The sequence below is a fragment of the Candidatus Erwinia haradaeae genome, from assembly GCF_900698995.1.
In the GTDB taxonomy this organism is placed as follows: domain Bacteria; phylum Pseudomonadota; class Gammaproteobacteria; order Enterobacterales; family Enterobacteriaceae; genus Erwinia_E; species Erwinia_E haradaeae_C.
Map to the genome: position 1 here is coordinate 949,440 of NZ_LR217735.1, position 17,304 is coordinate 966,743.

Consider the following 17,304-nt stretch of genomic DNA (forward strand, 5'->3'; position numbering starts at 1 on the left):
ATTCTCACGTCTCCTGCTTTTAAGTTAGTGATATTTTAAAAATCATAATATTATATAATTTTTTGATAAGGTAAAATACCTTCAGATAACATTTGGTCAGAATCTAACTCATGATCGGAATTCATACCACGCAGTTCAATATGAAATGAAATTTTATTATCATACTGACTCTGATTCTGCTCCCAACTGTTAATTTTACGCTCATAACCTAAACGCACCGCATAACAACAGGAGGTATATTGCATACCTACTAATTGATCGGCTATTGACTCAGTATTTAGATCATAGTAACAAGCACCAACTAGAGACCATGTGTTCATGATAGGCCAGCTAGCAATAACACCTACTTGCGATATGCCTTTATCATATCGATCTTGATTACTATAATGCGCCAGAATATTCTTCATATACTCTGCATTCGTATACCGATAACTACACTGCAAAACATGTCCAGAATCATAACGCCATTCTATAATCGTATTTCCTTGAGAAATATTATCTACATGTACGTCATACTGAACGCCTCCGCGCATTGATAAATTATCAGTAATTTTCCAATAACTATCACTTGCTAATACTACAGAACCTCGAGCCTGATTCCGAAGAAAAGCTTGATGACCATGTACTGTATTAAATGAATAAATCTGTCCTACAGAAAAATTAAAACGCTCTAACAGATTTGGGTTAGTAATATGCATTATAAAACCAGTAGCTATTTGATTTGCAGAAGTGATACGATCTAGACCACTATGCGTGCTCTCTCGAAATAGACCATAATAATCTCTACGTAAAAGCGTAGAGTCATAAGCTTGAATAGAACTCTGATCACAATACGGAATATAGAGATACTGTGCTCTAGGCTCTATCATTTGCCTATAATCTGTAAACCAATTCATATTACGCTCAAATCGCATGCTACCATCAATTGTAAATTGTGGTAAAATTCTATTGACTGAATTTTGTAATTTAAGTGTATGTTGTTGCTTTAAATTATAATATTCAATATTATATTGTTCATAATGTGTAGCAAATAATTTTACTGAAGCGCGTATCGCATTCCAGTCCTTTATACGAGACCACTTGATATCTGGCTCTAAATGAAAACGCATTGCACTCGGCATATGTGAATCCACATTAACAAACCGTGAGATCTGAGCGTATAAGTGTCCATACAGCGGATAAAAATGGCGATAATAATAATTCAAATCAAATTGTGGTTCCGCACTATAAGTATCCTGTTGATCTTTGACTGATAAGCTTTGAAATTTTTTTATTGATAGCATTGCATCCCAATTATGTTCAGCATACCCAAAACTAAGCTTTTGAGTCATATAATCATCACTGGTTGTACCATAAATTGAATCTAAATCTGAAAAATAATACGGATCGCTCACTTTTGTATAATCAACTTTAAATCGCCAATTTTCTAAATATACGCTACTGTTCTGCCAGTGGAATAACCATCTATTAAAAGATCTATCAGCCTTAATGTGTTCCGTCTGATAAAGAAGATCATGATTTAAATAGTCAAACTCAATAGTACCACTGCCACCTATTAAGTAACGAAATTCGTTTTGCCACTGTATACCTCTTCGACTAATGTAATGTGCTATTAACGTAGCATCTGCCCCTGGCATAATCTTCCAATAATAAGGAAGAGAATATTGAAAACCGCCATTTTTATTATAATATGCGCGAGGAGTTAAAAAACCAGAACGACTTTTTTTACCTACTGGTATTTGAAAATAAGGACTATAAAAAATTGGTATAGATCCCAATTTAAAACGCGCACCCCAAACTTCAGCTAACTGCTCGTCGTGATCATAAACAATCTTTGATCCAGCAATATGCCAACTATTTTGCCCTATTGGACAAGAAGTAAAAGTTCCATTTTTTAAAATTGTATAACGATTAGAATTTCTTAACTGTATTTGATCAGCCACACCCCTTCCTTGGCGCCCAATCATCTGATAATCACCTCCCCAAATATTAGTATCTTTGGTATTGAGATTCGACCAAGCTCTCAAACCTTTTAACATTATCTTATTATCATAATAACACACCTTGCCTAATGCAAGAATAGTATGTATCGGGCTTTCTGTGCCTTTAGATGCAGAGCGACTAACTTGAACCCTCTCAGATTTAATATGTCTTCTTCCTTGCTGAATATCAACATGACCACTAAATATTACTTTATCTGGATAAGTGCCCTGAGCTGTGTCTGAGTGAACCACTACAGGTAACTGGTCTATCCTTTTTTTCTGAGTAAGAAAGTGATCATCTTGATGACCATTAATAATTGGTTCTGTTATTAAGTTATTCGCTAACGTTCTCTTATTAGCAAATACTAATGTAAGTAACGAAATCAACAATACAAATAGCCTTATATTCATGCGCCGCATTAAAATTCCATAAGAACTATAATTTTTCTCATGTATAGATAATATTTTATTATTGTCTATATATAGCTGATATATCTAAAATATTCGCTATATTATAATGAGATAAAATCAAGAAATAACCTATATTTTCAAAAAATACCACTGGTTCGAAAAAAATGCTCTGCAATTATAGATTGCATTATTATATGGTATTATGCAAATAATGATTCTAATAATCAAAGCATTTCAAGATCTTTGCTCAATCTAATGCCCACCTAAAATATACTCTAAAACTAATATGTGTCTCACTGCGAGCTGATAGAATAAAGATACATGATCTATATTAATATTAGGTGCATAGTTATAACAAAACTATATATACTTATATAAAAGTATTATTCTATAATACTATATACATCACCTGAGTGATAATAACATCTTCTATATAGAAGATATGCACACGTTAATCAGAAACTAGACATTCTTGCAGATAATGATATATGTTTGTTGTTATACTTTTCATCTTTACTAGCAATATAAAACTATAATTTTATATTTTTTTAAAATTTGTAGATTTTTCTATAACATCTTCGTGTGCGTATAAAAGATAATTATAATTATCTTTTAGTTATCTTTTAGTTATTTTATAACTATTTTAAATCAAGCCATAAAAATAGTGCATTATTTTAAGTAATAATGTTCTTTATTAATGCAAGAGAGCATATGTATAATATTGTTTTAAGAAATCGAAATATGCAATCAAACATACACATGTTACTATTAATACCGTATAATCAAAATATACAGATAAATAATATTTTTATATAAACATGGTTTATAAATAGACCATTATTCTCATTAAGAATGCTTATCTATTTTAGAAAACAATACAACTTAATTTTTATAATAAAACCTCTCCACCTAATAATGCGATTACTTAACCTGCAATTATTACACTATGGTAGATAATGAAATAAGAATATGCTATAGCATATTCTCAACTAAAAGAATCACATCACATGAAAGATTCTAAAAATAGTTATATAATAATTTAGGACTTACCCTGCACCTCTATAAGTTAATAATATAAGTAATAACATTAATTTTTAGAGATAATCTAGCCTACAGGTGAGAACAACTCTCGATAAATCTGTGATTATATTGTAGCAAAACACAGAACGCATTCTACTAATGGGGCTTACCAGAAAAATCTTATGTCGTTTAACTAACTACAAAACATGTCACGCTCAAATCAATTGATAACAAATAGAGAGAATACTTTATAAATGTAAATACACCTAATTAAACTTCAAAAATCTAAAATAAATTTAAGATTCCTATAATAGATAAGAGATTATTAAGATGAGAAATCTGGCAGTTTTCTCACAATACATTTATTTTGAAAATTATTAAAAACCTATATGAGACAATGTTTTAAAACATAGAAAAATCCGATATATATTATGTTTTGTAGAAAAATCACATTATGATGATATATATTAATTTTCTTTTACATTGAAAGTAAAAGTTAATATTTTCAAAAGATCTCAGAAATATGATGACCTAATGAGGAGTTTATGTACTATTGGGGAAGAATGTTAGGAATGGCTTGGGGTATACTGTCCGGTTTAGGATTCTGGGGTATCCTAATAGGTCTTCTTATGGGGTATATATTTGATAGAGCTCGCTCATCTACTTATCAAAACGATATGTCTGATAAAAAAATACGTCAATCTCTATTCTTTTGTACTACTTTTCAAGTTTTAGGGCATTTAACTAAATCAAAAGGGCGAGTCACAAACGCAGACATTCAAATAGTATCCCAATTAATGGATCGAATGAGATTAGATAGAGTGAGTCGTGCAGAAGCACAGCATGCTTTTCGTGAGGGAAAAAATGTAAACTACCCTATGCGAGACAAATTACGTGAACTGCGTATCGCCTGTATTCATCGTTTTGATCTACTACGTATGTTTCTTGAAATTCAAATGCAAGCAGCTTTTTCTGATGGCATTTTACATCCTAATGAACGCAAGATACTATATATTATTGCTGAAGAACTAGGAATATCACATGCACAATTCAATCAATTTTTACAAATGATGGAAAGCGGACAACAGTTTGGGGGCGGCTATCAAAATGAACAATCCTCAAAAAATACCAATAATTACACTCCAGAAACCACAGGCCCTACACTAGAGGATGCCTGCACCATGATGGGAGTCTCAAGTAATGACGATGCTACCACAATTAAAAGAGCCTATCGCAAAAGAATGAGTGAGCATCATCCAGATAAATTGGTAGCAAAAGGTTTACCGCCAGAGATGATGCAAATGGCAAAACAAAAAACACAAGCACTACAAGCAGCTTATAACCTCATTAAACGTAAAAAAGGTTTTAAATAATATTTAACCTAACTAAAAATAGAAAAAATTTTAGATAAAAAATATGTATATCAATGTATATTGTAGATAATTATTTTTAATGTACTACATAAAATTTATCACCTGAGTGATAAATCCATATCTATATTAGTTTAAATTTTAAAATACATACAACATATCTGTAAGTCTACAGTATGTGATTTGATATGAATAAAAATATAATAAACAGCTATTATGTTTATTTAATTAAGTTACAAAAATACCACAAAACCTATATGTGATACTTATATTTATTTATTATTATTGAGAAAGCGATTATGTTTATGAAAAACCTCGATAATTTTCATAAAAATAAATTTTAAAATATATTGTTATTGTTTGTAAGTGTGTATTATAATTTATTTTATTGTTCCCATTAAGTATTATTTTTTAATACTTGTACTGTTATACACAATGACAATTATAAACACTGATTATACTACTCTATTTAAAAACTACATTTATATTATACAACAAAAATTGTATATTATTGTATAGATAATAATTATTATATGTAGTATATAATGTATAAATTTTACTTTTTTTCGAATTAACTAAAATTATTTAAAATACTATTTATTAATATTTGACTACTATACAAAATCTATACAAAATTTAAATAACTATGCCTATAATGTACAATGATCTGTTAAGATTACTTACTCTAAGTCCTCAAACCCTATCTGGTAAAAATCAGATTATAAAAAATATTATACAAGCATCTTTAAAGAGATTGCTATTAAATAGCATGATTTTATCAAAAAAACTCAACTAATTGCTCTTTTTACACATAAAGAACATTAAACAGGATTATTAATATCAATAAATATAACCTCAATATTATATTGTCTTGACAACCAATCACCTAGTGCCTGAATCCCGCCACGTTCAGTAGCGTGATGCCCTGCAGCAAAAAAATGTAAGCCTTGCTCTCTTACACTATGTACTGTGTGTTCTGATATCTCACCAGTAATAAATGCATCAACGCCAAAATCAGCAGCTTGATCAATAAATCTCTGCCCACCTCCACTACAAAAAGCTATACATTCAATCAATAATGGTGCGTTCTGTGCATAATAATGTAAAGGCTCTCTCCCTAGTGCCACAGAGAGACACTTTTTAAATTTATCTGCACTTACTGGATTTTTAAGAGTTCCCCATAGAACTAGGGGATGTATTATATTCCCTTTTATTTTAATATTTAACAATTCCGCTAATTTTACATTATTTCCAAATTTTGGATGAATATCTAATGGCATATGCCAAGCAAAAAGATTAATATCATGTACTAGAAGTATTCTTAATCGTTGTCGTTTCATGCCCTTTATAACAGTAGGTTCATTTTTCCAGAAATAACCATGATGCACTATAATTGCATCTGCATCTAATCTAACAGCTTCATTTAATAAATCATAACAGGCAGTAACGCCAGTAATCACTTTCTTAATCTGCCTACGCCCCTCTACCTGAAGACCATTAATCACATTATCATTAAAAGTCTCGGTATGTAAAAGCTGATTGACCTTTTTTTCTAACTCAAAATTAGATATCATAACCATTCATCCTGTTATTTTATATCTTATCTTTAATTAATCTATATATTTTTATACTAAATTTCTAGAAAAATCATTAGATCTAATCTAGTAACACTAGAATGCTTGTCTTAATCAGATCATCTACAAATAAGTTAAAGATTATCACCATAATAATAAAAGTATCTATATATTATTGCATAATATCATATATAAAAAACACACCATACCACAAAACTCCTAATAATTTAAACTATATAGTGTGTATAAAACACACTAAACTAAGCAGATAATATTACATATTTAACAAAGCGCGACTATCCTTAATATACCTTTCTGATAAGTATAGTTATCGAACGATTTTCATATTACTTATGATGCATAGGCACGGCTCAATGCTATCATCATGTATTAAGCAAACTAACAGTAAATACATAAGTATACTTTAATATAACTAATGATTACTGGTTAATTAAGCTGTATACGAAGTAATATAATGGGGGGTATATCATGTTATGTCTAATATCTAGTATTCTAGCAAGAGTTGATCAATAATTCTCTTAAGATATAATTAATATTAGCTACCAAACCACTAAAAACCCTTACGCATCAAAAAAAATAACAAAATAAACTTTTATAATTGTATAGTTTGATTTTACACAGCTTTCTCAAGTACTCTCGATTCACTAATCTTTAATTAATAAAATTCTTTACTCATACTCAAATTACTACTTAAGGATTGTTAAAGATTGTAAAAAATAAAATATATTTAATTTTTAATTAATAATACTTTCTATAATTTCACTATAACAATAAAATTCATTAATCTAGTTGTGATAAGTCAGCTAATAAAAAAAACTACTCATGTTATAATACATGCACTGATGATGTATTAGTGGTACCACTAGGAACTAGCGCACCAGATACCATTATTAACGTATCACCTTTTTTAGCATAGCCATTAGCCGCAGCTGCTTCCTTACCTAGTCTATAAAAATCATCTGTAGAAGTGAATCTATCAACTAATAATGTTTCAACACCCTTGCTCAATTGCAACTGCCTTGCTGTTTTTTCATTAGTTGTGAGCGCTAAAATAGTAGCAGATGGACAATACTTACGTAAAGATTTAGCCGATTTTCCACCTTCAGTAGCTACAATAATTAATGGAGATTCAAGTTTTTCGGAAATTTCAACCGCACTACGACAAACTGCTTCAGTTATATGCATTGTACAATTATCGTTCTGGAAATCTAAAACGCTCCGCATAACACGATCAGTCCTCTGACAAATATTTGCCATGATATCAACAGATTCTATTGGATAATTTCCTTTTGCGCTTTCACCAGATAACATAACAGCATCCGTACCATCCAAGATAGCATTGGCTACATCTCCAGCTTCTGCGCGGGTTGGTCTTGGATTTTTCATCATCGAGTCAAGCATCTGAGTAGCAGTAATAATCACCTTACGTTCATAATTACACTTTTTAATCATCATCTTTTGCGCAAAAATTACCTCTTCAACTGGGATTTCTACACCGAGATCACCACGAGCAACCATAATACCATCAGACACATTAAGAATTTCTTCAAAATTATATAAACCTTCTTGATTTTCAATTTTAGAAATAATTTGAATGTGCTCGCCACCATGAGAATTTAGATGTTCTCGAATATGCAGAACATCAGAACAGCTACGAATAAAAGAAGCAGCAATAAAGTCAACATCCTGATTACATCCAAAAATCAGATCTAATTTATCTTGCTCTGCTAATGCTGGTAAATTAATTGAAACACCAGGCAAGTTAATGCCTTTATAAGAGCCAAGCTTTCCATTGTTTAGCACTTGACATGTAACTGTATTACTTGTTACTGAAATCACTCGCATACCAATTAAACCATCATCTACTAAAATAGTGTTACCAATATTTAAGTCTGTAGAAAAACCTGGATAAGTTACTGCTACCCCATCAGAAGTTCCGATAAAATTTGGATCTGTAGTAAAATGAAATACCTGCCCAGCTATTAAAGAAACATCCTTGCCATCTTTTAATTTCATAGTGCGAATTTCTGGACCTTTAGTGTCAAGAAGAATAGCTGCCTGATACCTACTAATATTCATAACATTACGCAACCTGGCAATACGTTGGGCGTGCTCCTGAGAATTACCATGAGAAAAGTTTAAACGCATAACGTTCATTCCAGCTTTTAAAAGTTTTAAAAGCATCTCTTCTGACTCAGTTTTTGGGCCGATCGTACAAACAATTTTTGTTTTTTTCATAATGATTTTTATCATATCCTAGATAAATTAATACATATACCAAAGAGATCAATTACGAGCACCTTTGTAACCTTGATGCTAATATATAATAGCTATAAAATTGTATCTATAATATATGCTATATTTATAATATAATAAAATACTGCGCAAGTGATTCTCTCTAGTTATCTGATTTAGCTTATAAACTGAAGATATAAAATCTGTGCTAGTTAAATTATAGATTTCAGTTCTTAGAATGAAATGCTTTTCTTTTACAAATAAAATACATACATATAGCTTTACTTATTGACTTGTAAGTCAACTGTAACATTTGAGTAAAATTGAGCATTTAATCAGGAGTTCTTTAGATGTAATCTTATGCTCCGATAGCTAGTAAGTTGTAAAATATAAATACAATATACATCTATAAACATAGATCATAAAAATACCTACAACTACAAAAGCATTATCACATAATCTATACTAATCTATTATTTTTTAAAAAATATATTGATATTCATGCATCAATATTACGTGATATGATATAATTATTTTTGGATCATAGAAAGGAATACTAAAAAATTATAAAATAAGAGAACTTTCCTAAAAACTAAAAATTACAGTTTAAAGAACCTAAACATTACAATTTCATGTATTATTCATGTTAAGGATGGTGTTTGTTTATCTGAAAATAGTATTATTTTTATAACTTATTAAAGATTATTATAAAAATAATTTACATTTAATATACTCTCTATTTTTAATAGCATACCAAAATATCATTTTCTATCCCTCATGAATGATGATGAATAGAGTATTATTTATGCATCCCATTTTGTAAGACTATAATATGACAAAAAAACATAACATCTTTTTAGTTGGCCCCGCTGGTTCAGGAAAAAGTACTATTGGACGTAATTTATCGCAACTGCTACAAATGGAATTTTTTGATTCAGACTATGAAATTGAACGCCGTAGTGGAGTAAATATAGATTGGATTATAGATGTCGAGGGAGAAATCGGATTTCGCACTCGCGAAGAAAAAATTATCGCTGAGCTCACAAAGAAACGAGGTATTGTGTTAGCAGCCGGAACAAGCTGCATACAATCACAAAATACATGCACTCATCTCTCTACTCGTGGCATGGTAATACATCTCGAAATAACCACTTTAAGTAAACTAGAACGTACTTATCATAACAAAAAATATCCACTTCCTATCACTACAAGTTATTTCAAAATGACCACACAAGCATTATTGGATGCACAAAATCTATTATATAAAGAAATTTCTGACGTCACCATACATACTAACAAGCAAAGTCCAAGGTTGATTGTAAAGAAAATTTTACAAATTCTAAAAACAAATATATCAAACTAACTATCTCGAGAATTGGTTAACTGTATAGAAAATACATTTCACAAAAAAAATAATAAAGACTTCTATTTATACTATACAAAAAAATCTTTATGAGTCATTAAAACTTTATGTGTTTAAATAAATACATAAAATTAAACTGAAAATTAATATCTTAAGCTCATGAGCAATATAGATAAAATAAACAACAAAATAAAAATATTACAAAGTATACTGATATTCTCACTAATAATTCCTAAAAAAATATAAGCTAGATATCATTTTTGCTAAATAATTCTAAAATCTGTCAGCTGTATGATAAAATTAGAAAAATGTAAAATTCAAATACAAAATAAAAACACATAATATCAGGCAATATACTTAATACCAACCCGAAGAGTCATAATTTATTTTAAATCTCTAGCAAGCAACTGCTAAAAAAATAAAAAATAACAATCCATGAGCTTTTATAGAATAAATATTCTATATTAAATGATTAATTTTTCGATGTATTCAATGCTCATTAGTATTATTGTCTTTTTTGATCTTAGTTATAAACGATTCAATATACAGACTTATTTTTCTCATCTTTTGCTACATATACATATTCCAAAAGAATTGTTTTTAATTTTATATTTGATACATAATATATTATAAAAATAATCTGATAATTTAATAATTATACGTTTAGAATAGCTACCAATGTACCATAACATATTACGTGAGAATTATTAAACATAAGACAGATAAACTGAGATTAATATTTTAGAAAAACCTACAATTCATATCAAGATTTCTACTATAAAACTAAAACGAATCTAATATAACCTTAAGCTTATAATATTGTTTTTATTATATTTTTATCATGTCATTCTTATGATGCTCATAAATAAAATATAGCACCTATATCAATCCTAGATAAAAACAATAATATTTACATAAACAAAACCAAAATCTACAGGTCATAAAAGTCTATATTTCAATGCTAAAAACATTTCAATGCTAAAAACAAAACTATTATAATTAAAATCAATCATATGATGATACACTATGCTTTACATATCTTAAAAATTAAGGTGTAGTATACACTACTATTTTTACCTCTACTTAAAGACAATTTTTATAAAATAATCAAAAGACTACCCCCTTCTGATCTCAACAATAACCTATCATAACTGTAATCTAGTATTATGAGATAGATCATACATACACGTTTCAACCAGTAAGTGAGCGATGCTAATAATTATTAATATTAAGTTGATAATCACTATAAGTCTTCATATAATATAATATTGCAGTAATACTATGATAACATTAAAAGGGCTGCGGAAATAAAAAGGAGACTCTTGAATGAAAAAATGTTTAATTGCTCCATCAATTCTCTCCGCAGACTGTGCCAGACTTGGAGAAGACATTTCAAAAGCACTAGATGCCGGAGGTGATTTAGTCCACTTTGATGTTATGGACAATCATTATGTGCCTAATCTTACCATGGGACCAATGGTTGTAAAAGCACTCCGTAATTATGGAATAACTGCACCCATTGATGTTCACTTAATGGTAGAGCCAGTTGACCACATCATCCCTTATTTTGCAGAAGCAGGTGCCAATTATATCACTTTTCACCCAGAAGCATCTAAGCATATTGATCGTACATTGCAACTAATTAAAACAAGCGGTTGTTATTCAGGTTTAGCATTAAATCCTGCTACACCTCTCAATATTCTTGATTATGTTATGCACAAACTAGACATAATTGTTGTCATGTCTGTTAACCCGGGATTTAGTAGTCAATTATTTATTCCAAATGCCTTACATAAAATACATCAAGTTAGACAACTTATTAATCAAAGTGGTTATGATATCTGCTTAGCAGTTGATGGGGGGATAACAATAAATAATTTTTCTGAAATTGCCGCCGCAGGCACCGATATGTTTGTAGTAGGTTCTGCCATTTTTAATCAAATTGATTATAAAAAGGCTATTGATGGTATGCGATATATAATAAGTAATTCGATACCTGAATCATATTGTAAAAACCATACGCTTATCATTAGCTCTTGAAAGATTTTACGTCATTAAAGATTCTGGTTAACAGTCTTAGTCTTGCTGCATTTGTATAGTATTTTAAAAGATCTTTATGATAAAATAAAAAACAATTTAGTTCTATAAAAATCATTAATCCGGCATACTCAAACAATGTAAACTTTTTAAAATATTCTATAAAAACAGAAATAACATTAAATCAACCAGAACTATCTAATAATTTTATAGAGCTTAATAATTTAAATAAGGATTCAGTTAATGATTAAATAATTTTATTAAAACCGTATGGATTTTCGTTAATAAATATTTTATCTATCAATAATTTTTAACAAATTACAATTAAAAATATATATATTTATATTTCAACCAAGACTAGAAAGAAGGATATTTTTATTTAAAGATTTACGATAAGATTTATGATAGAGAAATTATTATTACCTTGAATTTTTACAAGCGGCGTTCTCATTAGTTTTATTTTATAATTTTTAGACTATAGTTTTCAAAACTTCTTTTCGATTCTAACCTTCTAAATATGATTAATAGGATTTAATAGGTTTAATAGGTTTAATAGGTTTAATAGATTTAATAGATTTAATAGATTTAATGATTTAATGATTTAATGATTTTATCATTATGCTATATCAAAAATGATAGATCCACTAAAAATTATTTTATTTGAAAAATAAATTTACATGTAATTAATGTATTTATACTAATTGTGATCTCTATAATTAATGCAATACTGTATGATTTATTTTATATATACAATACCTTTTTTATATAAAGGTTACTTATCTATAATTACTCTATGTAATACTGTTCTATAAATTTCTGTTTTATTCCGCGTATATTCTGAAATTGTATACTAAAAATTTTCTGAATTACTTATACTATATATTCATATTTTTTTGTTTAACGTCCATACATCTAGTTATTACTCGATATTATACTCTATAAGACAAATACTTCTAATAACATGAGTGCCTGAATCATAATTATGCTATCATACACATTGGATCTGGATAACAATAAACAAATCCTAAATCTCGACAAATTTTACTACCATCAATTATCCTCCCAAATTCTCTACTGTCATTAACATTAAAATAAAAACTTGGCGGTGGTAAACCCAATTTTTTAGCCGCTTGAGGGTAAAACTTATTACGCGCTGGATGTTCTGGGGCGCTCAAGTTATAAATGTTCCCTCCAGAAGAACGGCTCAATAATAAGATTATAGCTGCAACAACATCATCAAGATGTACCAGATTAACACCATGATATCCATTTTTTAATACAGTTTTACCAACTAAAAAGGTACCTGGATGACGTTTTGGCCCTACTAGTCCAGCTAATCTTAAAATATCTACTGACACCATTTTTAAACAAGATAACCAGTTCTCCACCTCTAATAAAACACGTGCAGTAAAACTATGAGGTTTAACTGTTGTATTCTCATTAATGCTACAAGAACTCTTCTCATATACAGAAATTGAACTAGTAAAAATTATTTGAGTAATAGAAAAATTTAAAGCAACGTTTACTAAATTTTGTATAGCTAAAAGATAGTCACTACTCTGTGTGTTACTAGTAATTTTTTGAGTTAAAGGCAGTGTAATAACCATAGCATCTACATTTAGTAAATTTTTTAAATCCTGTTTGTTACACATTAGCTTTGGTGTAAGTTTTAAAAGATAACTATTAATCCCAGACATTCTAATCAATTCTACTCCGTCCTGAGTAGTCTTGCTGCCACTAACCTGCCAACTTCTTTCTATCAAAGACATGCCTAACGGTAAACCTAGCCATCCTAACCCAATAATTGCCACACGTTTCATCTTTTAGCTCCATGTAACCAATGAACTTATTAGTAATAAAAGATTGAGGATAAACATGGATTGCATCCAGAACGTGATTTTTACCACACTAGCCATAAACTTTTATATCACCTATCTCCTAAAATAATAAAAATTTTTATTCATTCATATTTTTATTTGTACATTCTGCTTCTTCTACTAGAAACCTCAAAGGTCCATGATCTCTTTTTTAGAGATAACTTCTTAAATAAAGTTATTCAACTAAATCAAACAACCAGGTTAACTAACGATGAGTATTATCTCTAATAATAGAAAATATAAAAAAATCATTTGATATATTACATTTTATTCCGCTCTTTTCTAATTTTAAACATTATCTTGCTATCTAATAAATCTATGAAGATAATCTTCAGCTATCCTAAGACTTAAAAATATTCATTGATCTAAAAAATGCTTCTAAATACAATACTTAAATGTAAAAACTTAAATACAAATATAATAGAAAATTATTTTATAGTAGATTTTATTTAAAAAATAGTTACTAAAATAATTATTAATAACTCTATAATAATTCTTTCTATTATGTTCCATTATTTTGGATAAGAATAAAACTAAATTAAATAACATTTAATATGTAAGATATAAAATGAAATCTTATAAAATTTTAATACCTCAAAATTTTATTTTTTCTAAAAAACATCTACACATCTAAACATATCAAAATCTAAACATGATATAGTTCTTGTGTATTAAATTAAACTAAATGAAATTTTATAGAATAAAATTAATGCTTTTATCGCTAAAATTATAACTATTAACAATCACAATAAAAACAATTCTTAAAATCTTAGATGACTTTTTCCCATTAATAAAAAACTTAATATTATATAGCATTAAATATGTTAGACATTTGCTAGTGACGAAGAACGTAAACAAACTTAAAATTTTTAGCTATAGTTAAAGCTAATGACAGATTGAACATAATCACTAAAAATTTTATAATTTTTAATTGCAATCCACTTGATACTGATATACAAGATACTAACGATCTATGTTTTGTACTTTTAGACATAATGCGTCTAAACAATACTTCTAGATTTTTCTCTAATATGTAAAATGGCAAAACTCTGATGTTACATTTATTTTCTGGCCTTGATTATTATACTGCATTTTTTTTGATACTAGCACTATTTTTTGTATTATTTTATGAAGCTATCAATGGTTTTCATGATACAGCTAATGCCATAGCTACTGTTATCTATACTCGGGCATTACGATCAAAATTAGCCGTAGTGATGTCCGGAGTATTCAATTTTATAGGTGTGTTGCTGGGCGGTTTAAGTGTGGCTTATGCGATTGTCCATTTACTGCCAGCTGATCTACTACGAAATGCTAGATCTACAGATGGACTTATCATGCTTAGCTCTATGTTAATTGCCTCTATCATTTGGAATCTAGGTACTTGGTATTATGGATTACCAGCTTCTAGTTCACATACACTCATTGGAGGTATTATTGGTATTAGTGTTACTAACGCCTATTTAACAGGGCATTCACTCTTAGAAGCGTTAAATATTTCAAAAATGCTTAATATTTTAACATCATTGATCATTTCACCAATTTTAGGTTTTGTACTTGCTGGCAGTTTAATTATCATTCTACGTAGATATTGGGATGGAAATAAAAAAAGAAAACGTATTCACATGACACCCAATGAAAGAGAAAAATTTGATGGCAAAAAAAAACCACCGTTTTGGACTAGAGTTGCCTTAATTCTTTCAGCAATAGGTGTTAGTTATTCACATGGCGCCAATGATGGTCAAAAAGGTATTGGTCTTATTATGTTAATTTTAATTGGTGTTGCTCCCTCTAGTTTTGCAGTCAATATTAATGCTAACGATTATGATATTTTTCGTACTCGTGATGCCGTGATTCATCTTGAACAGTATTATCAGAAGCTTATTCCTAATTTTTCACAACAGATAACTAAAGTATCACCTATTATATCAAGCATCCAGGTTCAAAATAATTATATAAATTCAGTCAAAAATTCTATTTTATCTCATACTTTACTATCATGTAAAGAAGCGCGGAAGTTATTAGATAATCTGGTAAGCTATGATGCACTTAATGTAGAAGAAAAAATACAGTTAAGAAGCTTGTTGATATATATTGCTGATACTATAGACAGGATCTCTCGCTTACCAACTACGACAAATTCAGATGTGTTATTTTTAAAAAAATTAAAAGTAGATTTACTCAATACCGTGGAATATGCCCCATTATGGATTATAATAGCAATTGCTTTTGCACTATCCCTAGGCACTATGGCAGGTTGGCGTCGTATAGCGCAAACTATTGGTGAAAAAGTTGGAAAACAGGGAATGACATATGCTCAAGGCATGTCGGCACAAATTACAGCGGCAGTATCTATTGGGGTAGCCAGTTACACGGGTATACCAGTATCAACCACACATATCCTTTCTTCATCTGTAGCAGGTGCTATGCTAGCAAGTGGCAGTGGTATTCAAGGTCGTACAGTTAAAAATATTTTAATAGCTTGGATGCTCACACTCCCTGTTGCAATTATATTATCTAGCGTCCTATATGCAATAGCAACCACATTGATCTAAAAACTGTATATATTTATAAATTAACCTCAACCTATGACTTTTATTAAAAAATTTATGATTATATAATAATAGAGATAATCTAAACATAGATAAATAGAAAAAATTAAATTAGATATCTTAAATATAAAAACTTTTAATATTCATTATTCTATACTATAATTATACTGTACTTAATCAGACTATCTCTATCGTAAAAAGGTGCTGATAGCGTTACTACCAGCTCTAAATATTTAATCAAGAGTAGTAATTGCTTTTAACTTACAAATATATTTAATAAAAATATTACATATATAAAATCATTAAAGTAATGTATTACAAAATGATAAAATAAAAGACTTAAAATATTATTAAGCAATCAATAATGAATTTTATTCTTTTAGTTATTATTTCTAAAATCAAGCACTATAGTGCTTGATTTTTTTTATGTTATTAAATTATCTCATTGATAATATTGTTCTTAATAATAGTACTGAAGATACTATTGGATAAACCACCTTTAAGAAGATTTTATTTCTTTAAAATACTCTAAAAATTTTAAATTTTTTAAATTCTGTTACAATTTTACCAGTCATAACATAACAATTCAAATATCTTTCTATAAAATGCCTCAATATTAATGAGACTATATACTAAGATATAAATATATATGATTTATCAAGATCTGATAATACATCTGAAGCCGCTACCACGCTACAAAAAGAAGCATATTCTGTCATATTATTATCATATAATGATGTTTAATACCGGGCAACTTCAACATAAATATCATATACATAAAAAATAATAATAAATCTATCTCTATTTTTTAGATTGCTTGTTAGTCGATAGAGAATCACAACTCAGTACAGAGATGTATTAT

General features: G+C 28.8%; 8 protein-coding genes. 4 read left to right on the forward strand and 4 right to left on the reverse strand.

Translation table 11 applies throughout. The features are described from left to right. Window positions 1-50: 50 nt before the first annotated feature. On the reverse strand, window positions 51-2,393 hold the full coding sequence (gene lptD / locus ERCISPPA3004_RS03035) for an LPS assembly protein LptD (RefSeq protein ID WP_157990708.1): 2,343 nt from the start codon (window positions 2,391-2,393) through the stop codon (window positions 51-53). 1,565 nt (window positions 2,394-3,958) lie between these two features. Here lptD and djlA point away from each other — a divergent pair. Continuing rightward, window positions 3,959-4,786 (forward strand): co-chaperone DjlA, encoded by an 828-nt coding sequence (djlA, locus tag ERCISPPA3004_RS03040; protein ID WP_157990605.1) that lies wholly within the window; start codon window positions 3,959-3,961, stop codon window positions 4,784-4,786. Window positions 4,787-5,604: 818 nt separating this feature from the next. Here the strand turns inward: djlA and ERCISPPA3004_RS03045 are convergent. Then, window positions 5,605-6,354 carry a Nif3-like dinuclear metal center hexameric protein gene (locus ERCISPPA3004_RS03045; RefSeq protein ID WP_157990709.1) on the reverse strand — a complete coding sequence of 250 codons (750 nt, stop codon included), beginning with the start codon at window positions 6,352-6,354 and terminating at the stop codon, window positions 5,605-5,607. 849 nt (window positions 6,355-7,203) lie between these two features. Beyond that, entirely contained in the window at window positions 7,204-8,616 is a 1,413-nt protein-coding gene (pykF, locus tag ERCISPPA3004_RS03050) for a pyruvate kinase PykF (protein ID WP_157990606.1), read from the reverse strand. Between the two features lie 829 nt (window positions 8,617-9,445). Here pykF and aroK point away from each other — a divergent pair. Together aroK and rpe are read left to right on the forward strand one after the other, a co-directional pair. Further along, window positions 9,446-9,976: a shikimate kinase AroK gene (aroK, locus tag ERCISPPA3004_RS03055; protein WP_157990607.1), complete on the forward strand. Its 531-nt coding sequence runs from the start codon at window positions 9,446-9,448 to the stop codon at window positions 9,974-9,976. Between the two features lie 1,326 nt (window positions 9,977-11,302). Further along, window positions 11,303-12,016: a ribulose-phosphate 3-epimerase gene (gene rpe / locus ERCISPPA3004_RS03060; protein ID WP_157990608.1), complete on the forward strand. Its 714-nt coding sequence runs from the start codon at window positions 11,303-11,305 to the stop codon at window positions 12,014-12,016. Between the two features lie 977 nt (window positions 12,017-12,993). Here the strand turns inward: rpe and ERCISPPA3004_RS03065 are convergent. Further along, window positions 12,994-13,833, reverse strand: a complete 840-nt coding sequence (locus ERCISPPA3004_RS03065) for a Rossmann-fold NAD(P)-binding domain-containing protein (RefSeq protein ID WP_157990609.1) — start codon at window positions 13,831-13,833, stop codon at window positions 12,994-12,996. A gap of 1,109 nt (window positions 13,834-14,942) precedes the next feature. Between ERCISPPA3004_RS03065 and pitA the strand changes: the two genes are divergently transcribed. Then, window positions 14,943-16,445, forward strand: a complete 1,503-nt coding sequence (pitA, locus tag ERCISPPA3004_RS03070) for an inorganic phosphate transporter PitA (protein ID WP_157990610.1) — start codon at window positions 14,943-14,945, stop codon at window positions 16,443-16,445. Window positions 16,446-17,304 lie beyond the last annotated feature (859 nt).